24 protein-coding genes are annotated in these 23,971 nt (G+C 42.8%); 13 read left to right on the top strand and 11 right to left on the bottom strand.

Features of this window, described 5'->3' with window-relative positions; translation table 11 throughout:
• Positions 1–31: 31 nt before the first annotated feature.
• Together grxC and AAEU28_RS07845 are read right to left on the bottom strand one after the other, a co-directional pair.
• Complete coding sequence (grxC, locus tag AAEU28_RS07850) at positions 32–289, bottom strand: glutaredoxin 3 (protein ID WP_349284526.1); 258 nt, start codon at positions 287–289, stop codon at positions 32–34.
• A 13-nt stretch (positions 290–302) separates the two neighbouring features.
• On the bottom strand, positions 303–734 hold the full coding sequence (locus tag AAEU28_RS07845) for a rhodanese-like domain-containing protein (protein ID WP_390446859.1): 432 nt from the start codon (positions 732–734) through the stop codon (positions 303–305).
• A 215-nt stretch (positions 735–949) separates the two neighbouring features.
• Between AAEU28_RS07845 and gpmM the strand changes: the two genes are divergently transcribed.
• The 5 genes from gpmM to AAEU28_RS07820 all read left to right on the top strand — a co-directional run bounded on the left by gpmM (position 950) and on the right by AAEU28_RS07820 (position 6,220).
• The gene (gene gpmM, locus AAEU28_RS07840) at positions 950–2,494 is read left to right on the top strand and encodes a 2,3-bisphosphoglycerate-independent phosphoglycerate mutase (protein ID WP_421963617.1); all 1,545 of its coding nucleotides are present in this window, start codon (positions 950–952) and stop codon (positions 2,492–2,494) included.
• A complete protein-coding gene (locus tag AAEU28_RS07835; RefSeq protein ID WP_421963616.1) occupies positions 2,494–3,627 on the top strand; it encodes a murein hydrolase activator EnvC family protein in 1,134 nt (377 codons plus the stop codon). Before gpmM ends, AAEU28_RS07835 begins: the two co-directional genes overlap by 1 nt.
• A gap of 41 nt (positions 3,628–3,668) precedes the next feature.
• Positions 3,669–4,898, top strand: a complete 1,230-nt coding sequence (locus tag AAEU28_RS07830) for a S41 family peptidase (protein WP_421963615.1) — start codon at positions 3,669–3,671, stop codon at positions 4,896–4,898.
• 52 nt (positions 4,899–4,950) lie between these two features.
• Complete coding sequence (locus AAEU28_RS07825; protein WP_421963614.1) at positions 4,951–5,721, top strand: divergent polysaccharide deacetylase family protein; 771 nt, start codon at positions 4,951–4,953, stop codon at positions 5,719–5,721.
• Positions 5,722–5,800: 79 nt separating this feature from the next.
• Positions 5,801–6,220: an HPP family protein gene (locus AAEU28_RS07820; RefSeq protein ID WP_390446845.1), complete on the top strand. Its 420-nt coding sequence runs from the start codon at positions 5,801–5,803 to the stop codon at positions 6,218–6,220.
• A 99-nt stretch (positions 6,221–6,319) separates the two neighbouring features.
• On the opposite strand, the gene pepB is transcribed toward AAEU28_RS07820, so the two are convergent.
• On the bottom strand, positions 6,320–7,615 hold the full coding sequence (gene pepB / locus AAEU28_RS07815; protein WP_421963613.1) for an aminopeptidase PepB: 1,296 nt from the start codon (positions 7,613–7,615) through the stop codon (positions 6,320–6,322).
• A gap of 82 nt (positions 7,616–7,697) precedes the next feature.
• On the opposite strand from pepB, the gene sfsA reads away from it, so the two are divergent.
• The 8 genes from sfsA to AAEU28_RS07775 all read left to right on the top strand — a co-directional run bounded on the left by sfsA (position 7,698) and on the right by AAEU28_RS07775 (position 14,068).
• Complete coding sequence (sfsA, locus tag AAEU28_RS07810) at positions 7,698–8,402, top strand: DNA/RNA nuclease SfsA (RefSeq protein WP_421963612.1); 705 nt, start codon at positions 7,698–7,700, stop codon at positions 8,400–8,402.
• A gap of 173 nt (positions 8,403–8,575) precedes the next feature.
• Entirely contained in the window at positions 8,576–9,019 is a 444-nt protein-coding gene (gene dksA / locus AAEU28_RS07805; protein WP_390446838.1) for an RNA polymerase-binding protein DksA, read from the top strand.
• An 8-nt stretch (positions 9,020–9,027) separates the two neighbouring features.
• The gene (gluQRS, locus tag AAEU28_RS07800; RefSeq protein ID WP_421963611.1) at positions 9,028–9,921 is read left to right on the top strand and encodes a tRNA glutamyl-Q(34) synthetase GluQRS; all 894 of its coding nucleotides are present in this window, start codon (positions 9,028–9,030) and stop codon (positions 9,919–9,921) included.
• Between the two features lie 391 nt (positions 9,922–10,312).
• Positions 10,313–11,680, top strand: a complete 1,368-nt coding sequence (gene pcnB / locus AAEU28_RS07795) for a polynucleotide adenylyltransferase PcnB (protein ID WP_421963610.1) — start codon at positions 10,313–10,315, stop codon at positions 11,678–11,680.
• Complete coding sequence (gene folK, locus AAEU28_RS07790) at positions 11,677–12,165, top strand: 2-amino-4-hydroxy-6-hydroxymethyldihydropteridine diphosphokinase (RefSeq protein ID WP_421963609.1); 489 nt, start codon at positions 11,677–11,679, stop codon at positions 12,163–12,165. The genes pcnB and folK overlap by 4 nt, the downstream gene beginning before the upstream one ends.
• Before the next feature lie 21 nt (positions 12,166–12,186).
• Positions 12,187–12,981, top strand: a complete 795-nt coding sequence (panB, locus tag AAEU28_RS07785; RefSeq protein WP_421963608.1) for a 3-methyl-2-oxobutanoate hydroxymethyltransferase — start codon at positions 12,187–12,189, stop codon at positions 12,979–12,981.
• Positions 12,981–13,829, top strand: a complete 849-nt coding sequence (gene panC / locus AAEU28_RS07780; protein ID WP_421963607.1) for a pantoate--beta-alanine ligase — start codon at positions 12,981–12,983, stop codon at positions 13,827–13,829. The genes panB and panC overlap by 1 nt, the downstream gene beginning before the upstream one ends.
• 14 nt (positions 13,830–13,843) lie before the next feature.
• Positions 13,844–14,068, top strand: a complete 225-nt coding sequence (locus AAEU28_RS07775) for a hypothetical protein (protein ID WP_421963606.1) — start codon at positions 13,844–13,846, stop codon at positions 14,066–14,068.
• A gap of 64 nt (positions 14,069–14,132) precedes the next feature.
• Here AAEU28_RS07775 and AAEU28_RS07770 read toward each other — a convergent pair whose 3' ends face one another.
• The 8 genes from AAEU28_RS07770 to AAEU28_RS07735 form a co-directional block, all read right to left on the bottom strand.
• Positions 14,133–15,101 carry a PstS family phosphate ABC transporter substrate-binding protein gene (locus tag AAEU28_RS07770; protein ID WP_058028829.1) on the bottom strand — a complete coding sequence of 323 codons (969 nt, stop codon included), beginning with the start codon at positions 15,099–15,101 and terminating at the stop codon, positions 14,133–14,135.
• 104 nt (positions 15,102–15,205) lie between these two features.
• Entirely contained in the window at positions 15,206–16,513 is a 1,308-nt protein-coding gene (phoR, locus tag AAEU28_RS07765; RefSeq protein ID WP_421963605.1) for a phosphate regulon sensor histidine kinase PhoR, read from the bottom strand.
• A gap of 27 nt (positions 16,514–16,540) precedes the next feature.
• Positions 16,541–17,230, bottom strand: a complete 690-nt coding sequence (gene phoB / locus AAEU28_RS07760; protein WP_058028827.1) for a phosphate regulon transcriptional regulator PhoB — start codon at positions 17,228–17,230, stop codon at positions 16,541–16,543.
• A gap of 543 nt (positions 17,231–17,773) precedes the next feature.
• Positions 17,774–18,838 (bottom strand): class II fructose-bisphosphate aldolase, encoded by a 1,065-nt coding sequence (gene fba, locus AAEU28_RS07755; RefSeq protein WP_058028826.1) that lies wholly within the window; start codon positions 18,836–18,838, stop codon positions 17,774–17,776.
• A gap of 155 nt (positions 18,839–18,993) precedes the next feature.
• Positions 18,994–20,172: a phosphoglycerate kinase gene (locus AAEU28_RS07750; protein ID WP_421963604.1), complete on the bottom strand. Its 1,179-nt coding sequence runs from the start codon at positions 20,170–20,172 to the stop codon at positions 18,994–18,996.
• 42 nt (positions 20,173–20,214) lie between these two features.
• Positions 20,215–21,228 (bottom strand): erythrose-4-phosphate dehydrogenase, encoded by a 1,014-nt coding sequence (gene epd, locus AAEU28_RS07745; protein ID WP_130254623.1) that lies wholly within the window; start codon positions 21,226–21,228, stop codon positions 20,215–20,217.
• Between the two features lie 109 nt (positions 21,229–21,337).
• Positions 21,338–21,958, bottom strand: a complete 621-nt coding sequence (locus AAEU28_RS07740; protein WP_421963603.1) for an exonuclease domain-containing protein — start codon at positions 21,956–21,958, stop codon at positions 21,338–21,340.
• Complete coding sequence (locus AAEU28_RS07735) at positions 21,959–23,797, bottom strand: DUF294 nucleotidyltransferase-like domain-containing protein (protein ID WP_421963602.1); 1,839 nt, start codon at positions 23,795–23,797, stop codon at positions 21,959–21,961.
• Between the last annotated feature and the right edge of the window lie 174 nt (positions 23,798–23,971).

Here is a 23,971-nt window from a genome sequence, read left to right as displayed (position 1 = left end):
TTCCTAAAACTTGTATTTCTTAATGTAATTATTATGCGTTCAATAGGGTATCTAGTTTACCCTGCGCTTCGATTGCCATCATATCATCGCAACCGCCAATATGCGTGTTGTTGATAAAGATCTGTGGAACTGTCGTGCCACCGTTTGCTTTTTCAATCATTTCGTCGCGTAATTCAGGCTGAGCAGCAATATCGTATTCAGTGTATGTTACACCTTTACTGTCCAATAATGCCTTTGCTCTGTGGCAATACGGGCAGTAATCTTTAGTATAAATAACAACGTTGCTCATAAAATCCTCTTGATTATTTACCGGTTGCTACAGGCAGGTTAGCATTTTGCCATGCGCCCATACCACCGCTTAGTACATAAACATGCTCGAAACCCGCTTTTAACACGTTGTTTGCGATGCCATTTGCTGTCATGCCTGTTGTACATACCAATATAATGGGCTTAGATTTAAACTTTTCAAGGCCTGCAAAGTCACTTTGTTTGGCTTTTTCAGCGCTCAGTTGAACAGCACCCGCAATACGGCCTGCGTTAAACTCTTTTGCCGGACGAATATCAACAACTTGACCATCTTCTTTATTAACCAACAGTGTCAGTTGCTGTGGGTTAATTTGGCGAATTGCAGAAAATTTGCTTTTAAACCAGCTCATTACAATCATCGCAACAAGGGCTAACCAAATAATGCTTAGCACAGCATTATTGCCGATAAATTCAATATATTGTTCCATGAAAATTCCAACTACTTTGGATCTAATGATTTAGATCTTGTCTTAATGTTCAATGACACGGCAGTATACCGTTTGCAATTGTTTGGGTATACCCTTTTATAAAAGCGTTATTTACTTCACGCTAATATGAAGATTATTCCGTTTCAAAGGGCTGAATATTCATACAAAACACGGTATGCTACGCGCAGAGTTCGTGCCTTAGTTTAGGAGCCCAAATGACTGCACAGAAAAAACCACTTGTTCTAATGATTTTAGATGGTTGGGGATACAGAGAAGAAAGCGAAAGCAACGCAATTTTAGCTGCAAACACGCCCGTGTTAGATAACTTATGGGCCACCCGCCCTCGTACACTCATTTCAGGTTCAGGTTTAGATGTGGGTCTACCAGATGGACAGATGGGTAACTCTGAAGTCGGTCACGTAAATTTAGGTGCTGGCCGTATTGTTTATCAAGACTTTACCCGCATTACTAAAGCAATCGACGATGGCGAATTTGAACACAATCCAGTGTTAGTAGAAAACATCGATAAAGCCGTTAACGATGGTAAAGCTGTACATTTAATGGGTCTATTAAGCCCAGGTGGTGTGCATAGCCACGAAGATCATATTATTGCGGCCATTAAGCTTGCAGCAAAGCGTGGTGCAAAAGCTGTTTACTTCCATGCCTTCTTAGATGGTCGTGATACACCACCTCGCAGTGCACAAGCTTCAATCGAAAAAATCGAGGCGCTATTCGCAGAGTTAAACTGTGGCCGTCTAGCTTCAATTGTGGGTCGTTATTATGCAATGGACCGCGATAACCGCTGGGAGCGTGTAGAATCAGCTTACAACCTAATGGTGTGTGCTGAAGGTCAATATACTTTCAGCAATGGCGTTGAAGCGTTGTTAGCCGCTTACGACCGTGATGAAAACGACGAGTTTGTTGCAGCATCACTGGTTCAGCCTGATGCAGCGCCTGCTTCAACCATTAATGATGGTGACACGGTTATTTTCATGAACTTCCGTGCTGACCGTGCCCGTCAAATGACACGTGCGTTTGTCGATGCTGATTTTGCAGGGTTCGAAAAGAAACAAACACCTGAATTAAGCGCCTTTGTGATGATGACTGAGTATGCTGCAGACATTAACGCACCAATCGCCTTCGCACCTGAAAAACTGCATAACGTGCTTGGTGAGTGGTTAGCAAAACACGATAAGACACAACTACGTATTTCTGAAACAGAAAAATACGCACATGTGACCTTCTTCTTCAGTGGTGGTCGTGAAGAGTTATTTGCTGGTGAAAAGCGTGAGCTGATCCCTTCTCCACAAGTTGCCACTTATGACCTTCAACCAGAGATGAATTCAACGATGTTGACTGACAAGCTGGTTGAAGCAGTTGAAAGCGGTGAACACGATGTGATCATCTGTAACTATCCGAATGGCGACATGGTTGGTCACTCTGGCGTATTTGAAGCGGCAGTAAAAGCCTGTGAAGCCGTTGATGCATGTATTGGTCGTGTTGTTGAAGCGTTAGAAAAAGTCGGTGGTGAAGCACTGATCACAGCTGATCACGGTAACGCTGAACAAATGACCAATGCAAAAACGGGTCAAGCTCATACAGCCCACACTAGCGAGCCGGTACCATTCATTTATGTAGGTCGTGAGGCACAACCGCACGCAGGTAAAACATTAAGTGATGTAGCGCCAACTATGCTACACCTACTTGGTATGGAACAACCTGCAGAAATGACAGGTTCACCTATTATGACCATTAAGTAATGCGCACAAGCTTACGCATTATTTTCGGCATAACGACTATGTTGGTATTGGCTTTTGCCAATGCCAACGAGTCTCGTACTAAGCAAGATTTAGACGCAGTACAAAAAGAACTAGAGAAAAGCCAAAAAAACTATCAACAGCAAAGCGAAAGATTCAATAAACTCAAACGCAAATTACGTGACTTCGAGTTACAAATTGCACAGCACGCTAAAGCACTGTCATTGACCGAGCAAGGGATCAATGAAAATCGCCAGCAACAATACACCCTCGAAAGTGAAAACAAGCGCTTAGAACAACAAAAAAGTAAGCTACAAACGCTACTCGCAGGACAATTAAAAAGCGCCTACATGACTGGCAGTCATGACTATTCAAAAATGCTACTCAATCAAGAACATAGTGCAACACTTGAGCGTACTTTAAGTTATTACGATTACTTCAATAAAGCCCGTATCACACAAATTGAAGCGTTAAAGAAAGTCATAGAACAACTAGCTGAAAACCAACAATCGCTTGAACAGAAACAACAGCAACTCAATGATTTATTTACGCAACAAACAGAGCGTTTAGCCGCACTTAAAGCCACCAAAGAACAACGTCAAAACAGCTTATCGCAACTTAATAGCGCTCTAAAACAAACTCAAAGTGCGATTGCCTACTTAAAAGAGAATGAGCAAACCTTAATCACCACGCTCTCGCAATTAAATGAACAGCAAAGCGAGTCATTGGTGCCTGTTGAATTAATTGGGTTACGCAGTAAAAAAGGTAAATTGCCTTGGCCGAGTAAAGGCCGCTTAAAACACCGCTTTGGCCAACGTAAACATGCTGGCATGAATTGGAAAGGTGTATTTATTGCTGCAAAAACAGGAGATAACGTTAAAGCAGTGCAGCAAGGCCAAGTGGTTTTTGCCGATTGGCTCAATGGTTTTGGATGGGTCATTGTCATCGATCATGGTCTTGGCTACATGAGTTTATATGGTCACGCACAAACGCTTTTAAAAGACGTCGGTGATCAAGTTCGTAGCGGTGAAAGTATTGCATTAGTAGGTCAGAGCGGCGGACAAGCTGATCCTGGTCTATACTTTGAGTTACGGCATAAAGGAAGCGCTGTCGATCCAGTAAAGTGGTGCAAATAAGTTAAGAGAATAACCTTGCTGCACCTGACTAGGAGCAGCATATGAATTCATTCTTAATCAATTCAAAACCGTTAGATTGCCTTAAATCTAAATTTATTTTTTTATGCGTGTTTACGGTGCTGAGTTTATATATCAGCTTTACAGCTATTGCATCAACAACACAATTTACTCAGCAACAAACCAACGAAATTCTCTACCATATTCACACCTATTATGTGGATGATGTGCCATTAAGTCAGTATCACAAAAGCAACTTAACCGATGTCTTTGATCAACTTGATCCTTACTCAAAGTATTTGAGCGAAAGTGAACTTGAAAGCTTGTTCAGTGCCGCGAATGGCCGTTATACAGGCATTGGTATTGAGGTAGAAGAAGTCGATGATCGCATTGTGATCTTAGGGACATTACCCGGCTCACCCGCTGAACAAGCAGGCATTGAAGGCGGCGATAAACTGGTAGCGATAAATTCTGAAGATGTCACAAAAAGAGACATCGCCCACGTGTCGAAGTTACTCAAAGAAGCGGCGCTAAAAACCATTTACATCACTGTCGAGCGCGCTAAAAGTGAACTTACTTTGGCTTTAAGGCGCGAAGAAATTAATGTAGAGAGTGTCTTTAGTCAGCTCTTAATCAACCAAAATGCCTACATTTCGCTTCAGAGCTTTAATAATCATAGCTACCATGACGTTGCACGTCACATCAATAAACTGACTTCAAATAATGGTGGACCACTTTCAGGACTGATCATCGACCTGCGTGATAATCCAGGAGGCACTTTAAGCAGCGCGGTAGCGATTTCAGATTTGTTTTTGCAAGCTGGCACCATAGTCACCACCAAAGGACGCTTTTATGATGCTAACCAACAATTTGTCGCACAGCATGGTGATATTTTAAATGGCGCGCCGATTGTGGTTTTAATCAACGAACAGTCGGCTTCTGCGGCAGAGATCTTAGCTGGTGCTTTACAAGATAACCAACGCGCAATCGTCGTTGGCAGCAAGTCGTACGGTAAAGGTTCAGTCCAGTCACTGATCCCCATCGGCGATGGCACTACCGCACTGAAACTCACAACCGCAAAATACTTTACGCCTTCTGGTCGTTCTATCGATGGTGTCGGGATTAAACCTAATATTTTACTGGCAGAACAAGGGCTTTCACATTTAAATAAACGCGCTATAATGGCTGGTGAACTTTCGAACAACATGGCTAATTTAGCCTTGCTAGACAAGCATTTAGTCGACGCGAAAAGTTATTATAAAGATAAAAATTAAATAAGAGAGTACTCACTCTCAAGCTACAGGCTTATAAATAGAAGAATACACTGTGCGCTCATTATTATGGTTATTGCTAAGTGTTTTTTACTTAGCAATACCTTTACATGCTAAACAAATTGCCATTGTGATCGACGATGTGGGAAACCACCAGCGCGATCTCAATTTACTTTCCCTCCCCGGTGAGCTGACTTTTGCCATTTTGCCGCATACTCCCTATTCTCAAAAATTCGCATACCTAGCCAGCCAACAGAGTAAAGAGCTACTTTTGCATGTACCTATGCAAGCAATTGAAGACAAAGCGCTCGGACCAGGCGCACTAACTTTAAACATGGATAAACAAACGCTACAAATGACACTGGGTCACGCGCTAGCCAGTTTACCTCAAGTCAGTGGCGTGAATAATCATATGGGATCGGCACTGACTCAATATAGCGATCCGATGAAATGGACGATGGAAGTCTTACGCAAACGCGGTTTATATTTTCTTGATAGCCGAACGACCAATGAATCACAAGCGCAAACCGTGGCTGACTTATATGGTGTAGCGAATATTGCACGCCAGGTTTTTCTCGATAACGAGAAACAAGAGACCTACTTTACTCAACAATTAAATGAAGCAAAAAGTATCGCGTTAAGAAGTGGCCAAAGCGTACTCATCGCGCACCCATACCCTGAAACTGTGGCATTTTTACATGCACAGATCCCGCTTCTACTTGAACAAGGTTACGAGCTCGTTCCCCTATCACAACTCGTTCGCTCTCGATACATTCAACTCGCCAAAAACACAGGGACAGTCGTACCAAGCATCGCTGAAAAATAAAACTTTGATCTCGATTTAAGCAAGCTCGAATAAAATGGGTTATAAATTTATACATTGATCCAAATTAGGACTGTTTAATATGCTTCATATTGTTTCTGATCTCATGACTGCCGATCCATTTGCAGTGCACCATCAATCAACCGTTAAAGAAGTGCACGACTTGATGCGCGAAAAAAACATTCGCCACATTCCAGTGATCGATGATCAAGGTATTTTAAAAGGTATGCTGACACAAAAGATCATGGTCGCACAAGTGATGAAAATCATGGCAACCTATGGCCCAAATGCAATTGAAAGGAAGGAAAAACAAAGCATTGCCCAAGACATTATGGCAACCGATTTTGCCAGTATTCGACCAGAACAGTCTCTTAGTGAAGTGGCACAGTTTTTTGTCGAAAACCGCCATGGTTGTATGCCTGTCGTCGACGAAGATGGAAAACTATTGGGGATTTTAACTTCATCTGATTTTGTTAGACTTGCAGCGGCTCTTTTGTCTTAATATCTAACCTGAGCTCTTAATTAAATCAGTTATAAAGCAAATACAAAAAAGGAGGCTTCGCCTCCTTTTAAAATTTATGTAGCTTAGCTTAAAAAAAGCTTACGCTTTTGCTTGAAGTGTTCTTGCTACAGTACGCATACCTAGTGTTGTTGCACCAGCAGACCATAAACTACCAGCGCTGTTTTGGAATGAAGCGGCTAGATCGATGTGTACCCAACCTTGACCTTCATTTGGTACAAAGCGCGATAAGAAACCCGCAGCATTCGATGCACCGCCGTAGCCACCACCTTTTTGTGCACGGCTGTTAGCAGTGTCAGCGTAAGGTGAAGGACAGTTGTTTTGGTGCCACTTTTCAAGGGGTAGTGGCCAAGCCGCTTCGAACTCCTCTTCAGCGAACTGCTGAACTTCTGACACCAATGCTTTATCAAGACCAAATAAAGCATTGTACTCTTGACCTACTGCAACCAGGGCTGCCCCCGTTAGCGTTGCCGCATCAATAATTAATGGCGCACCCGTTTCACCTGCCGCCATTAGACCATCAGCCAGAACTAAACGGCCTTCAGCGTCCGTATTTACGATCTCAACTGTTGTGCCATTTTTATAAGTTAGAATATCACCTAGCTTATAAGCATGACCTGAAATTAAGTTTTCTGCGCAACATAAGAATAACTTGATGCGTTTGTCGATGCCGCGCTGAATAGCAATCGCAAGGCCCGCAGTCACAGTCGCAGCACCACCCATGTCGCACTTCATTGATAACATGCCTTCGCTAGGTTTGATTGAGTAACCACCTGAATCAAATGTAATACCTTTACCTACAAGCGCAGCGCTTACAGGCGCATTTTCGTCGCCTGTTGGGTTGTAATCAAGCTCAAGTAATACAGGTGGACGTTCGCTACCACGACCTACTTCGTGGATACCGATCCACTGTTGTTCAAGTAGTGCGTTGCCTTTGATGATATTGTAACTTACATGCTCAGGGGCTAGAGATTGAATAAACTCAGCCGCTTTGCTAGCTAGGCTCTCAGGGTAAACATCTTCAGCCGTGCCGTTGATCATCTGGCGCGTCCAAGTTGCTGCATTTTTTAATGCAGCAAGTTCAGCTAAATCTGACTGTTCATTGTCAACAAACTCAACACCATCAAGTTGCTTAGCAGTGACAAAACCTTGATAGAACGCCCACTGTGACTCAGTACACCAAGCATCGCCCTGTAATACCACTTGCTTAACACCTTGTTGAGAAAGGCTACGCGCAGCTTTTTGTACTAACTTAAGTGTTTCGTTTTGCTGCAGGTGAACAATGGCACCAAGTTGATCAAACGATAGCAATGCATCAGCACTCCAAGGCGCTGTCGGTGCTTGTTCACTGATACGAACAATGAATTTATCAGACATAGATTGTGTTCTCTTATACGCTTATTAGTGGCATTAAGTGTACACTAGCACCGAGTATCACCCAACCTATTGCGATTAAACAATGAAGTTCACGCCAAAGCTCGAAAAAGCCACTTTAATAAAGCGCTATAAACGCTTTTTAGTCGACCTAGAAACACCTAATCAAGCATTTACTGTTCATTGTGCCAATACAGGCAAAATGACCGGCTGTGCTGATCCGGGCTTTAATGCTTACTACTCAACCAGTGATAATCCAAAACGAAAATATGCGCACTCACTGGAACTCACAGAGAATTCAGCGGGCGACCTTATTTGCGTGAACACTGCGATTGCCAACAAGCTGGCGATTGAAGGCATAGAACAAGGTACAATTTCTGAATTGCAAGGCTATACACATTTGCAACCCGAAGTGAAATACGGACAAGAAAATAGTCGCATTGATATTTTGCTTAAAGATGAACACAAGCCACTTTGCTATGTTGAAGTAAAATCAGTCACTTTATTAGAAGACGGACAAGGTTACTTTCCAGATACTCAAACGGTACGCGGTCAAAAACATCTTAGAGAATTAATCGATATCGTTCAGCAGGGACATCGCGCTGTACTACTATTTATGGTGATGCATACGGGTATAGAGTCGGTAAAGGCTGCTGCCCACCTTGACCCGAAATACGCGCAATTACTGAGTGAAGCACAGACAGCCGGCGTAGAAATTATCGCCTATAATTGCCAAATAAGCCCACAGGAAATAATCCTAAATCACAAAATTCCCGTACTTAGCTCTTGAATTAGTCATCTATGCCCTCATATAGCAGCCAATATTAAGTTGTTCTCTTAATTTGGCACCTGCTGTATTTTAGCCAATCCACAGTAAAAAAAGTGTTTGCTTAGGGGAGCATATTTTGCTATTTATAGCCGCCGGCGTCAGCCGCCGTTATATTAAGGATTTAGGAGAATGCTATGCCAGACCAAAAAAAATTAGGGTTATTGGCTCAAGCCGGTTTACAACCATACCAAGAACAACCGGGCGAAGAATACATGAATGACGCACAACGTGCGCATTTCAAAAAGATTTTAGAAGCATGGCGTTCAGACCTACGCAACGAAGTAGACAGAACGATGAACCATATGCAGGATGAAGCCGCAAACTTCCCTGATCCGGTTGACCGTGCTGCGCAAGAAGAAGAATTCTCTTTAGAGTTGCGTACCCGTGATAGAGAAAGAAAACTCATCAAGAAAATCGAAAAAACACTTAACTTAATCGAAGAAGACGACTTTGGTTATTGTGAATCGTGCGGCATTGAGATTGGTATTCGCCGTCTTGAAGCTCGTCCAACTGCCGACCTATGCGTAGACTGTAAGACGCTGGCTGAGATCAAAGAAAAACAGATCGGCCGCGCTTAATACGGCACATGCATAAAGAAGCATTGTCCAATTCAAGGGGCTATCGAGGCCGATTTGCCCCTTCGCCTTCGGGCCCCCTTCACTTCGGCTCTCTCGTTGCCGCCCTAGCAAGTTATCTTGACGCAAAAGTACATCAAGGCGCTTGGCTTGTACGTATGGAAGACATAGATACGCCTCGTGTCGTGCAAGGTGCTGACAGTGCAATCTTAACTGCGCTTGAAAAGTTTGGTTTGCATTGGGACGAACAAATCGAATACCAAAGTCAGCGTCACGCGCTTTATCAAGACACCCTAGCACAGCTTAAGCCCGACCTTTACGCCTGTAACTGCACGCGTAAAATGATCAAACAAGCGGGTGGACTGTATCAAGGTCATTGTAAATCACTGGCTCTGGATTTTAATGAGCATGCTATTCGTTTAACGCAAACGCACCCGGTTTATCAATTTACTGATTTACTACAAGGTCAGGTAAATGTACCTCACGATTTGGCCGACGAAGACTATATTGTAAAACGTCGCGATGGCTTATTTGCCTATCAGTTAGTGGTCGTGGTTGATGATATTGAGCAAAAGATCAGTCGCGTTGTGCGTGGTGCCGATTTGTTAGAGCCCACAGCAAGACAAATTAGCTTGTTTAAACAGCTCGGTCACACAGTACCTGAGTATGCCCATGTGCCTTTAGCTGTCACAGAGCCTGGCTTTAAACTCTCGAAACAGAACCATGCCCCTGCCATCAATATCGATGATCCGCTCCCTGAATTATTGCGCGCGTTAAGCTTTTTAGGAATAAACATCACTGATGATATGAAACTCAGTAATGTTGAAGAAGTTTTGACTTGGGCAAGCACACAGTTTTCTCTTACCGCTATTCCACAAGTGCTTGAAAAGCGCATCACACTATAGCTAGACGCACATCAAGTATATTCACACCAGATAACGACACACTAAAGCCATTTTTAGATCAGTTTATTTCTACTCCTAGCTTAATTTTTTAGTGACGCTAGTATATTATTAGCCACTTTGATTTTACCTATTCAAGCTGAGCTGTGGTTAAGAGATTTACTAATTTATTGATATTGAATTAGTAAACGTTTTTTAAAGTCTACAGCCGGAAACTTTTAGGGATAACAAGGCGAATTTACGCGTCAATAGCAGGCCTATTGCAAGTAAATTCAACGTAGTTAGCGTTAAAAGTAACCGCTGGAGATAAATTTATTATCCAGAGCTCAGGTTATTAAATAGGTTACCAACTGAGCGTTTTAGGAGACGGGTCATTATTTCCAAGCTAATTAACATGTGCAAAAAGTGGGTCAAGCCAGACTCTGCAGATGCACACCATACAACCTCGGCAACACCCGCATTAATCACTCGTGCCGAGCATGGTATCTCGCGCAAGCAATTTAGCCCGAATGCCATCAAAGTTTTGTATCGCTTGAAAGATGGTGGCTATGACGCTTACCTAGTTGGTGGTTGTATTCGTGATATTCTAATGGGGATCCAGCCAAAAGATTTCGACGTTGTTACCAATGCGACGCCAGAAGAAATCAAAAAATTATTCAGGAATTGTCGCCTGATCGGCCGCAGATTCCGTCTAGCGCACATCGTTTTTGGTCGTGAAATCATTGAAGTCGCCACCATGCGTGGTCACCATGAAGCCGATGAGCGCAAAAATGCGACCAGCCAATCAAGCGAACATGGCCAACTGCTCCGTGACAATGTATACGGCACCATTGAAGAAGACGCTCAGCGTCGTGACTTCTCTATAAACGCCCTGTACTACTCGATTAATGACTTTAGCATCCATGATTTTGCACGTGGTGTCGAAGCTATCAAAGCGCGTAAAATTGAACTGATTGGCGACCCTGAAACTCGTTATCGTGAAGATCCGGTGCGCATGCTACGCGCGGTTCGCTTTGCAACCAAGCTCGACATGGAAATTGCGCCAGGCACGAAAAAGCCTATTTATGAGCTTGCTGATTTACTGGGTAATATTCCGCCTGCCCGCTTATTCGAAGAAACACTAAAATTATTCTTAAATGGTAAAGCGGTTGAAAACTACTTACAGCTTCGCGAGTTTGGCTTATTCAAACAGCTATTCCCTGCACTAGATGAAATCTTAGAGCAAAGCGAAACCGGCTTTGAAGCGCGCTTCATTGAGCAAATGTTTGCCAATACCGATACGCGCATTAATCAAGATAAAAAAGTCACACCGGCGTTTGTCTATGCCGCGCTACTTTGGTTCCCACTGCAACAACGTACTCAGCAGATCATCGAGCAACAAGGCATGTCAGAATTTGACGCCTTCAATCAGGCAATGAACCAAGTTTTAAGCCAAAACGCCCAGCACGTATCTGTGCCAAAACGCTTTACGTTAGGTGCACGTGATATCTGGCATATTCAAATGCGTTTAGACAAACGCTCAGGCCAACGCGCTTATCGTTTAAGCCTGCAGCCTCGCTTCAAAGCCGCTTATGATTTCTTACTACTGCGTGTAGAAAGCGGCGAAGACACTCAACAAACGTTAGCTGATTGGTGGACTGAATACTTACAATCAGATGTCACCGGTCAAAAAGAGCTTGTCAAAAACTTAGGTCAATCTGATGGCAAAAAGCCGCGTCGCCGTTACCGCAGAAAGCCAAAGAAAAAAACAGGTGATGCATGATCCCTGTTTATATTGGCTTAGGCGCCAACCTTGAAGCACCTGTTGCACAGCTGCACAACGCGGTTAAAGCCCTAAGTGCACTTGCTGACTGTGAGCTTAAAAAAGTCTCACAGTTTTATTCATCTAAGCCTATGGGGCCACAAGACCAGCCTGATTATGTTAATGCCGTCGCATTACTCAATACCACGCTTGCACCAGAAGCTCTGCTTGATGAATTACAACGTATTGAACTTGAACAAGGTCGTCAGCGTAAAGATGAACGCTGGGGCCCAAGAACCCTAGATTTAGATATTTTGCTATTTGGCGAGCAAACCATAAGTACAGAGCGCTTAACCGTGCCGCACTATGGTCTGTGTGAACGTGAGTTTGTGGTATATCCACTATTAGAAGTCTCACCTGAGCTAAAGCTGCCTAATGGCAACACACTGGCTGACATTGCTCAGCAAGTGCCACTCAATGGTTTAACGCCATTAGAGTTGAATTAAATTAACCCCAAGAGGAACAACATGGCTAAAGTGACCGTCTCTACACTGGCTAAAATGAAACAAGAAAAACAAAAAATTACCGCATTAACGGCTTATGATGCGAGTTTCTCTCAGCTTTTTCACAACCAAGGTGTTGATGTTGTTTTGGTTGGTGATTCACTGGGTATGGTTTTGCAAGGCGGTGATGACACGCTTGCTGTTACTACTGATGATATTGCCTATCACACCAAGTGCGTTCGCGCAGGTTCAAAAGATTTATTTGTGATCGCAGATATGCCATTTATGAGCTATGCCAACGTAGAGCAAGCGTGCAACAATGCTGCACAGCTGATGCGTGCGGGTGCAAACATGGTGAAGTTAGAAGGCGGTGAGTGGTTACACGACAGCATAAGTGCGCTTACTCAACAAGGCATACCAGTTTGTGGTCATTTAGGTCTAACACCGCAGTCTGTTCACGTATTCGGTGGTTTTAAAATTCAGGGCCGTGAGTCTGAGCAAGCAGATAAAATGGTTGCAGACGCGCAAGCACTAGAAGCTGCTGGCGCACAACTACTCGTCATTGAGTGTATTCCTTCTGCGCTAGCTAAGCGCATCACTGACTCTGTAAACATTCCTGTGATTGGTATTGGTGCAGGCAAAGACACCGATGGCCAAATCTTAGTGATGCATGACCTTGTTGGCATTTCTGCGGGTTACATTCCTAAGTTTTCGAAAAACTTCTTAGCCGAAACAGGCAACATGCACGATGCAGTTAAAAAATACTGTGATGACGTTAAGTCAGGTGCCTTCCCAAGTAGTGAGCACGAGTTTAACTAATGCAGTCAGTCAGTGAAATAAAATCGCTTCGCAGCCAAATTAAGGCTTGGCGTCAACAAGGCTTAAGCATTGCATTTGTGCCAACTATGGGTAACCTCCATCAAGGTCACTTTTCACTTGTTGAAAAAGCGAAAACGCTCGCGGATAAAGTGGTTGTGAGTATTTTCGTCAATCCAATGCAATTTGGTGCCAACGAAGATTTAGACAGCTACCCAAGAACGTTAGACGCCGACAAACAAGGCCTTGCTGAAATTGGTACTGCGCTCGTATTTACTCCAACCGTTGATGTTATGTATCCCAATGGCCTAGCAGCACAAAGTTATGTAGACGTACCTGATATTTCTATGGGTTATTGCGGTGGTACGCGCCCTGGTCATTTCAAAGGCGTAGCAACCGTCGTCACCAAACTGTTCAACATGGTACAGCCAGACTTTGCTTGCTTTGGCGAGAAAGACTTTCAACAGTTACAAGTCATTCGCGCTATGGTTCGAGACCTGTCTATGCCAATTGAAATCATTGGTGTACCAACACAGCGAGAAGTATCTGGACTGGCGATGAGCTCTCGTAATGGTTACTTATCTGAGCAAGAGAAAAACACGGCCAAAGTGTTGTATCAAACGCTATTAAATGCAGGTCAATCACTTGAGCAAGGTAACAAAGCGTTCGATGCGATTGAACTAGAAGCAAAACAAGCACTTGAACAGGCCGGTTTGAAACCTGATTACTTTGCCATTGCTGAAAAAGACAATTTAAAACCTGCTACACTTGAAACTAAAGAGTTTGTTATTCTTGCGGCCGCTTTCTTAGGTAAAGTGAGACTGATCGATAACTTACAAGTTTCTGCGTAGAAGGATAATTAAAAATGAAAGCTTTGCTTATTGCCGTCTCTGTTTTGTTAGTGGGCTGTGGGGCAACCAGCAGTGAACTCAATCAATGTGCACAACAAAACTATCAATGTGAAAGTAACTGTGCACAGCGTCATACAGAAAATACCTTAGGGCATCAGATCTGTAGCAATGAGTGTATTGACGATTACAACAGCTGTAAGGCCGAAACCGAAGCTTTACTAAATAAAACTTTAAATTAATTGTTCAAACACAAAAAAACCGCTGAACGTCAGCGGTTTTTTATTTTTACTCTATTTGCCTAAATTAAAGAAGACCTAACTTCTTCATTTCAGCAGCAGCAACCTTGCTAGGAAGTGGTACATAACCATCTTTCTCTACGATTTGCTGACCTTCTTGAGAAAGTACCATCTTTAAGAATTCAGCTTCGATTGGTGAAAGCGGCTTGTTAGGGTGCTTATTCACGTAAACGTATAGGAAACGTGATAGTGGGTATTTGCCCTTAGAAACATTATCTAAAGTTGCATCTACGAATTTATCACCTTTTTTCGCTAGTGGTACAGTACGAACACCTGAAGTCTTATAACCAATGCCTGAATAACCAATTGCATTGATTGAAGAAGAGATAGACTGTACTACTGATGCAGAACCTGGTTGCTCGTTTACGTTGTTACGGAAGTCACCTTTACATAGTGCTTTCTTCTTGAAGTAACCGTAAGTACCCGATACTGAGTTACGACCATAAAGCTGTACGTCTTTACCAGACCAGTCACCGTTAAGACCTACATCACCCCAACGGTTGATTTCACCGTCAGCACCACACTTACGTGTTGAAGAGAAGATTGCATCAACTTGGTCAATACGTAGACCTTTGATTGGGTTATCTTTGTGTACGAATACTGCTAGTGCATCGATTGCTACACGTACTTCAGTTGGCTTGTAACCGTAGCGCTTTTCGAACGCTTCGATTTCTTTAGATTTCATCTTACGGCTCATAGGACCGAAGTTTGCAGTCGCTTCAGTTAATGCCGGTGGCGCAGTTGAAGAACCCGCTGCTTGAATTTGGATATTTACGTTAGGGTAAATACGCTTATATTCTTCAGCCCAAAAAGTCATCATGTTTGCAAGCGTATCAGAACCTACAGATGAGAAGTTACCTGAGATGCCACTTGTTTTATTGTACATAGGTAGCTTTTCATCTAAAGCTGATGCTGGTGTTGATAAAAGAGTTGTTACCGCTACACCCATTGCAGCTACTAAACTTTTAAATTTCATTTGGGTTTCTCCAGTTGTTCGTCCCAATTAGTTAACGAGGTTCATTTTGCAGCGATTAAATGACAGTTAAATTACTTAAAAATGACACTTTTATGACCACTGTTTTATTTATTGTCATAATCAGCAATACGTGTTTTTGGAAAAGCAAAAGAAAAACAAGAACCTTTACCTACTTCACTGCTGATATCTAGATGTGAATCATGGCGCGTTAATACATGCTTAGTGATGGCTAAACCTAAGCCTGAGCCGCCGGTTTTACGACTCCTTGCCTTATCAACTCGATAAAAGCGCTCAGTCAGTCGATTAATATGCTCAGGGGCTATGCCATCACCATTATCAGTTACAGAAAAGAGCGCTTGATCACCTTTCATTTGCCATTGCACATGAATATTGCCGTTTGGCTTAGTGTAGTGAACCGCATTAAACACCAAATTAGAAAACGCGCTGCGTAATTCATCCGGCGCACCGACAATATCAAGATCTGGATCAACATCAAAACTGATCTCGTGCCCTTTCTCTTTATTGAGTGAATTCGCTTCGGTCGCAATCAGTGCCAACATATCAGGCACTCTAACCGGTTTGTCATTATCGTATTTACGCGCCCCCTCTATTCGAGAAAGTGACAGTAACTGATTAACTAAGCTATCCATACGATGACATTGCTCAATCATGGTTTGATGTGCTTTTGACCACATTGACGGTGGTGGTAAATTCTCTTCGTCCATCATTTCTAGGTAGCCAGTCACCACCGTTAGCGGCGTACGAAGTTCATGGGATACATTAGCGACAAAATCTTTGCGCATCTGCTCTAACTGTTTCAGCCGAGAGATATCACGCACCACCATCATAAGCTGGCCAGCATAAGGCATTACTCTAAATTCAAGAGTTTGCTCTTGATTATGCGATACCTCTAGTTCTAATGGCTCATCGAACTTTTGCTTGTTCATATATTTTGCAAATTTTGGATCCCGCACTAGATTATCTAAGCGCTGACCATGATCGGTTGGCCATTGCAGTCCCAACACTTTCAGCGCAAGCTGATTACACCAAATAATGCTTAAATCAGTTTGCAATACGACGACTGCGTCAGGTACCGCTTCAGCACCTTCACGAAAACGACGGATCAGCTCAGCCAATTCATTACGTTTTTTACGGTTACGATGCTGAAGATGATAGATCCCTTCAAAGATCTGCTCCCATGCGCCCTCTCCTTCCGGCGGGTTAAAGCTACGCTGATTGAGCAACCAATCACTGAGTCGGTAGAGTTGATGATAATGCCAAAGTAACAGCGCGAGCGCGCCTAAAAACAGCAAGATGAAAGGTGCGCCAATTAAAACGCCCACTAAAGCCAGTGGTATAAAATACAAAAACAGGCGTTTAACTAACGCCTGTTTATTTATTACTCGATACATAAATACAGTGTATCCAAAGCTGTGAGCTTACATTTTACTAGAAAAGCGGTAACCAGCACCGCGAACTGTTTGCACTAGTCTATCATGACCTAACGGTGCAATAGCCTTACGCAGGCGTCGAATATGTACATCAACGGTGCGATCTTCAACATACACATTAGTGCCCCAAACATGATCTAATAATTGCTCACGACTGTAAACACGCTCAGGGTGCGTCATAAAGAAGTGTAATAAACGGAATTCTGTTGGACCCATGTCTAATTCATTACCCGCCGATGTGACTCGGTGAGAAATAGGATCTAAGCGTAAACCGTGCACTTCAATGGCTTCTTCAAGTGAGGTTGGAGACACACGACGAATAACCGCCTTAATACGTGCCATTAATTCTTTAGGAGAGAAAGGTTTAGTCACATAATCGTCTGCACCTACCTCAAGTCCTTTTACTTTGTCTTCTTCTTCACCGCGTGCAGTTAACATGATGATAGGGATCTGACGTGTAAATTCGCTTTGCTTAAACTTTTTCGCAATTTGAATACCACTGCCGCCCGGAAGCATCCAGTCTAATAAAACCATATCAGGGTATGGCTCTACCATTGCAGCCATAGCCGAATCATAATCTTCAGCTTCTATTGCCTGAAATCCATTTTGCTCCAATACGAAAACCAACATTTCTCTGATTGGTGCTTCATCATCAACTACAAGTACTTTACGTGACATTCCCACAGTTCTCTTCGATTTACCCAAGTTGGTTTCATTATTATGACTTAGTATGACAGTTTTATGAAAAAATAATCCGATCTTAAAAAGAAATATTTATCAGGTCATATAAATGACAAAATACATTATTCCATAAAGAACAATAATTTATAGAAATTGAACTAATAAGTCCCCGCTATTTTAGAAATATTTAAATCACGGCTATTTTTACATCTATTTACTTAACACCAAGCTGAGTTGATCGGATCACGCAAATACGCACTGATTAAATAGAGATCAACTTTTGACTAAGTAGCGCACTGAGAGATCAGTTTTATACCAAGAGCAGCCATATTAAGGATCTAAATTTGGATCTTGATACGCAAGTTTGGGGCTGTTTTGAGTGCAAATCACTCGGTAAGTTAGTAAGAAATCGATCCCTGATCGCATAAGTTGGTAAGATCTTGATCCTAAATATCGGGAATTCAGATCTGAATTAGTAAAATACTGATCCAAAAAAGCCCCAATACTGGGGCTTAATATAAAATCAGCTAGACTTGGTTATTACTTGATCTGTGGATCAAGCTCACCTGATAAATATTTCAGGTGCATGTCGTCTAGTGAAATTGGTTTGATCTTCGCTGCATTACCCGCAGTGCCAAACGCTTCATAACGCGCAACACAGATCTCAGTCATTGCTTTTGTCGCTTCAGCTAAGAATTTACGTGGGTCAAAGTTAGACGGGTTATGTGCTAAGTGACGACGGATAGCACCTGTTGATGCTAAACGTAAGTCTGTATCGATGTTTACTTTACGTACACCATACTTGATGCCTTCAACGATTTGATCAACTGGCACACCGTAAGTTTCAGGGATCTCACCACCAAACTCATTGATAACCGCTAACCACTCTTGCGGTACAGAAGAAGAACCGTGCATAACTAAGTGTGTATCTGGGATACGTGCGTGGATTTCTTTGATGCGGTTGATTGCTAAGATGTCTCCTGTTGGTGGACGTGTGAACTTGTAAGCACCGTGTGATGTACCACACGCGATTGCTAGTGCATCTACGCCTGTTTTCTTAACGAAGTCAGCCGCTTCTTCAGGATCAGTTAATAGTTGATCTTCAGTTAGCTTACCTTCAGCACCAATACCGTCTTCTTCGCCAGCTTCACCAGTTTCTAGTGAACCAAGTACACCTAGCTCACCCTCAACAGACACACCACATGCATGCGCCATTTCAACTGTACGACGTGTTACGTCTACGTTGTACTCATATGAAGAAGGTGTTTTACCATCTTCCATTAATGAACCATCCATCATCACTGATGAGAAACCTAATTGGATAGAACGCTGACATACACCTGGAGATGTACCATGGTCTTGGTGCATAACAACTGGGATATGTGGCCATTCTTCAACAGCCGCTAAAATCATATGACGAATGAAAGGTGCGCCTGCATAAGCACGTGCGCCTGCAGAGCCTTGAACGATCACTGGGCTGTTTGTTTTATCAGCCGCTTCCATGATGGCACGCATCTGCTCTTGGTTGTTAACGTTGAACGCTGGAACGCCGTAACCATGCTCTGCTGCATGATCAAGAAGTTGACGCATACTGATTAAAGCCATTTTGCTTTCTCCAATAGTCGATAGCCTTTGCTATCTAGTTTGAACGGATATATCGAAAGTAGCCTTTCGCTTGTTGCTACTAATTTTTTATTTACCTTAATCTGAGTGAGAGTGATTAAGATAAAAAGGCCAGCAAAAGCTGGCCTGAGAAACTGTTACGCGTTTGCTCTTTTCTCAAGCATAGCAACAGCTGGTAGTTTTTTCCCTTCTAAGAACTCTAAGAAAGCACCACCGCCCGTTGAAATGTAAGAAATTTCATCTGCAACGCCATATTTGTCGATTGCTGCTAGCGTGTCGCCACCACCTGCAATTGAGAAGGCATTAGACTTTGCAATTGCATTAGCAATCGCTTCTGTGCCATTACCAAACTGGTCAAATTCAAAAACACCTACAGGGCCATTCCACACAACCGTGCCTGCATTTTCAATGATTTTAGCTAGCGTTTGTGCTGTATCTGGACCGATATCGAAGATCATGTCTTCATCAGATACTTCAGTCACATCTTTGATAGTCGCTACTGCTGATTCAGAGAACTCAGTCCCCACAACAACATCTGTTGGTACAGGAATGTCACCATCGTTTGCACGCGCTGCTGCGGTTAATTTGTTTGCTTCGTCTATTAAGTCAGCCTCAAAAAGCGACTTACCAACTGGGTGACCGGCTGCCGCTACAAAAGTATTCGCGATGCCGCCACCAGCAACTAATTGATCAACCACAGTTGATAGTGAATCAAGTACAGTCAGTTTAGTTGATACTTTAGAGCCACCTACAATCGCCACAAGTGGACGTGCTGGGTTATCAAGTGCTTTACCTAGTGCATCTAATTCAGCCGCTAAAAGTGGGCCCGCACAAGCAACTTCAGCGAATAGGCCAACACCATGCGTAGACGCTTGAGCACGGTGAGCCGTACCGAATGCATCCATCACGTATACGTCACATAATGCAGCAAGCTGTTTAGCTAGTGCCTCGTCGTCTTTCTTTTCACCGACATTGAAGCGTACGTTTTCAAATACAACCACTTCATTGTCGGCAACTTCAACACCATTAAGGTAATCTTTTTCTAAACGCACGTTTTGCTCTAACGCTTCGTTTAGGTAGTCAACCACTGGCTGAAGTGAGAATTCTTCATTGTATTCGCCCTCAGTTGGACGACCAAGGTGAGACATCACCATCACTTTTGCACCTTTTTCAAGTGCAAGTTTAATAGTCGGAAGTGAAGCGCGAATACGCGCATCAGACGTTACTTTGCCGTCTTTTACTGGCACGTTTAAATCTTCACGAATTAAAACACGCTTGCCTGATAAATCTAGATCCGCCATTTTGATGACTGACATTGATGTCTCCTTTAAGAACGATACTGGGTAATAGCTTTGTTGTTATTTAGCGGCCATCATGGCCTCAGCGGTGTCGAGCATACGGTTCGCAAACCCCCACTCGTTATCACACCATACTAAAAGTTTTACTAACCTTTTATGACTTACACGTGTTTGCGTGCCGTCAATGATACAAGAATGTGCATCATGGTTAAAATCTACCGACACCAAAGGCTCTTCGGTGTAACTTAAAATATTTTCTAATCGGCCTTGTGTATTAGCCTGAATTGCCTGATTTATTTTATCTAAATCAACATCTTGATTTAGCGTAACACTTAAATCCATGGCCGTCACATTTATCGTCGGAACACGTACAGCGATGGCTTCAAAGCGACCTTCAAATTTAGGCAAGATACGCTCAATGCCACGGGCTAATTTAGTGTCGACTGGAATAATTGACTGACTCGCTGCACGAGTACGACGTAAATCACTGTGATATGCATCGATCACTTGCTGGTCGTGCATTGACGCATGGATCGTAGTAATAGCACCCGATTCAATTCCAAAAGCATCATCAAGGACCTTGATCACAGGTACAATACAGTTGGTTGTACAAGAACCATTAGAAACAATTGTGTGCTCAGCTTTAAGCTCTTCTTCGTTAATGCCATACACTATGGTTGCATCAACATCTGCATCGGCAGGTTGTGAGAATAAAACTTTTTTAGCGCCTGCATTTAGGTGTTTTTGAGCGTCTAAGCGACTGTGGAACACACCAGTACACTCAAGTACCACATCAACTTGCAAAGCCTGCCAAGGTAAATGAGCCGGATCTGACTCACTAAACAATTGGATCTTATCGCCATTTACTTCTAAGAAAGGTGCATCATGCGAAACCGAGTAAGCAAAACGACCGTGAGAGGTATCATATTTAAGTAAATGCGCAACGGCTTTGGGATCGGCTAATTCGTTAATAGCCACGATTTCAATATCTTGATGGCGGCCTGATTCATATAATGCACGCACAACATTGCGTCCAATACGACCAAACCCATTTATTGCCAGTTTTATTGCCATTAAGTTGTGGACCTAGCTAAATGCAGAGACAGGAAAGTAACTTCCTAAAAGATGGCGCTATTGTAATCGACATAGGCAAATTATGTATACACTTGCGCGAAAAAAAATCCTACATCAAGGCTGAAAGTTTAAGTGGCTTACCCGCCCCAATTTTATTTATTAAAACTAACAACAACTCAGCAGTTGCTAAGGCATCGGTGAGTGCATTGTGCACCTCATAGTCCGGCAGTTGATAACGAGTGCGACAATTCGCCAAAGTCAGGCTGTCTTGATGTAATTCAGTGTTTTGCTTTAACTGACGTCTTTTCTCAATTTGCATGGTGTCGACTATGGCCAAAGGGAGTGCCTCTAAACCTAACGCTTTGCAATTTAATCGGATAAATCCCCAATCTAAATAAGCGTTGTGACACACTAATACCTTACCGTGCAAAACATCACATAGCTCAGTCATTAACGCCTTAAGAGATACCCCTTCATTAAGCGTTTGCTCATCGATACCATGAAAAACCGGACTCTGATCTAACTGCTTCACATCACTATTAATGATGTGCCTCGCGCTTTTTAATTGAATTCTGTCACTTCGCATTGTTACCCAAGCTGCAGATACAATTTCATGTGCTTTAGGATCGAGCCCTGTGAGTTCAAGATCTAAAACCACAAACTCCACTTCATCAAGTGACTTGCCTTTGGCTTTTAAATAGCGAAGCGCTTTTTGAACTAACTTCTGCATTTACAAACTGCCTCTGGCGAACTTAAACGCACAGGCTTGCTGTGCTTGCTTAATCAGATAAAACGCTTCTTTTAATTGATGTTTTTCTAAAGAGGTAAGCATTTCTGGATCAATACAATTGCCCGGTAAACCCTCTTTATTCAATTGGGTTTTGAGTCGCAATTGCGTCAGGTAGCGCCAACAATCTTTGAGGTTATAAATATCTTTAGCGCTTATGAGATTAAATTTGGTCAGCGCATCCAGACGCTCAAGGGTATTGGCCCGCCTTACTCCAGCTTTTAGCGCATAGAGCCTTGCAATATCATTGATGATCACAACCCCACGCTTTTTCAGATCTAAATACTTATGCTTAGACTCACTCTTCTCAAGTTTAAATTGCTGAAACAAACCAATCGGTACTGAGTTCGCGTTAATATCTGTGGCCATGGCCGCAAAGAAAAGCTCATTTTTACTTATTCGTTCCAACGACATACATAAATCGCTATATAGTTCATTCGAACCATCAATAAAGCGCAGATCAAAAAAGATCTTACAATTCAACATGGCCTGTGGCGTAGGGGATTTGATCCACTTAAAAAATCGCTCTGACCACTCATTTAAAGTGCCGCAACACTCTGGGTTGCTTGCCATAATATTACCCGGGCAACGTTTGATACCGCATTCCACCAGCTGCTCACAGACAAATTCGCCCATCCCTTTGAAATAAGATCTTTGCTCCTCGGTTAAATTGTTCGGTAGTAATAAGCCATTGTCTTGATCTGAATGCAGAGTTTGCTCTTCACGGGCTTGTGAACCAAAGCAAATAAAACTAAACGCACATGGCGCTGTACCATGCTCTTGCTGATAAATACGAATTAATCGACTAGTCAATGCATCGGTCAGGCCACTTAATAGTTTGCCCATAACCGAGATATCATCAATGTTATGAGAGAAACTCTTTAATAATGCAGGGATCTCTTGCGCATAAAGACGTAACTGCTGAACCGATGTTGCTTTGTAGATGCGGCCAATAAGTTGTACCGGATCGCTTTTTTGCTGGCGTAACAAGTCTGTACTGGTCAACATGCCAAGTGGCGTGTAATTTTCATCGAGCACAGGCAAATGATGTATGTTGTGTTTAAGCATTAAATGCAAAGCAGAAAACACCCGATTATTTTCGAAGATAAATTTTGGCTTGCCCGTCATGACCTGGTTTATTGCCATATTAGGGTCTACATCTTTGGCCAGAACCCGATTACGCAAGTCTCTATCTGTGAGTACACCGATAAGACTCTCTTGCTCGGTAACCATAATTGAAGAGACCCCATGATCACTCATTTTAACCGCGGCATCACGGATTGATGCATCTGGCCCGAGTGTTATTGCCTTTCTGGTCAATAGCTCACTGATTTTTTTCTCAGACCAGTTATCACTTTTTTGCTGATAATGAGATGACAGTAAGCGATTAGCATGGGCGCGCACAAAGTGTTGTTCGAATGCCTTATATTCACGACGTAAATAGTCAAAGCTGCTTTGATTTAAGATATAAATTAAGCCGGGGGTCGACACTTCGATGCGATTTTGTATGGCATCGCCGGTGAGTAAAGACGGAAAGCCAAAATAATCACCTTCCGCGATTTGCGTGATCACTTCTTCTTTAGCATTGACCAAATCATATTGGCCTGAGCGGACTAAGTATAAATTTGGCTCAGTAGATTTTAGCCACTGTGACTGATTGTCCTTGTTTAAGTAAACAATTTCTAAATGGGACACAAAATAGTGGGTCGCCGCTTCTGGTAATTGGCTAAATGGTGCCTGTAAGGCAACAAATTTTGCGACTTCAGCAACTTCTGGGGTCATGCTCTACTCCTAAGTCACCCGCCTATAAACAACTACAATAAAAGAGAGGAATGTTAGTGTTTACGCTTAGGTATGAATCGTTTTAGCAAAATACAGCTATAAAACCGAATTTATAGAAATACAAAAACAGCACTTTGCTAAAACGAATAAAAGCCCAGCCTTATCGGCTGAGCT

The sequence above is a fragment of the Pseudoalteromonas sp. SS15 genome (genome assembly GCF_049257195.1).
In the GTDB taxonomy this organism is placed as follows: domain Bacteria; phylum Pseudomonadota; class Gammaproteobacteria; order Enterobacterales; family Alteromonadaceae; genus Pseudoalteromonas.
This window is presented reverse-complemented; position numbering and strand designations above follow the sequence as displayed.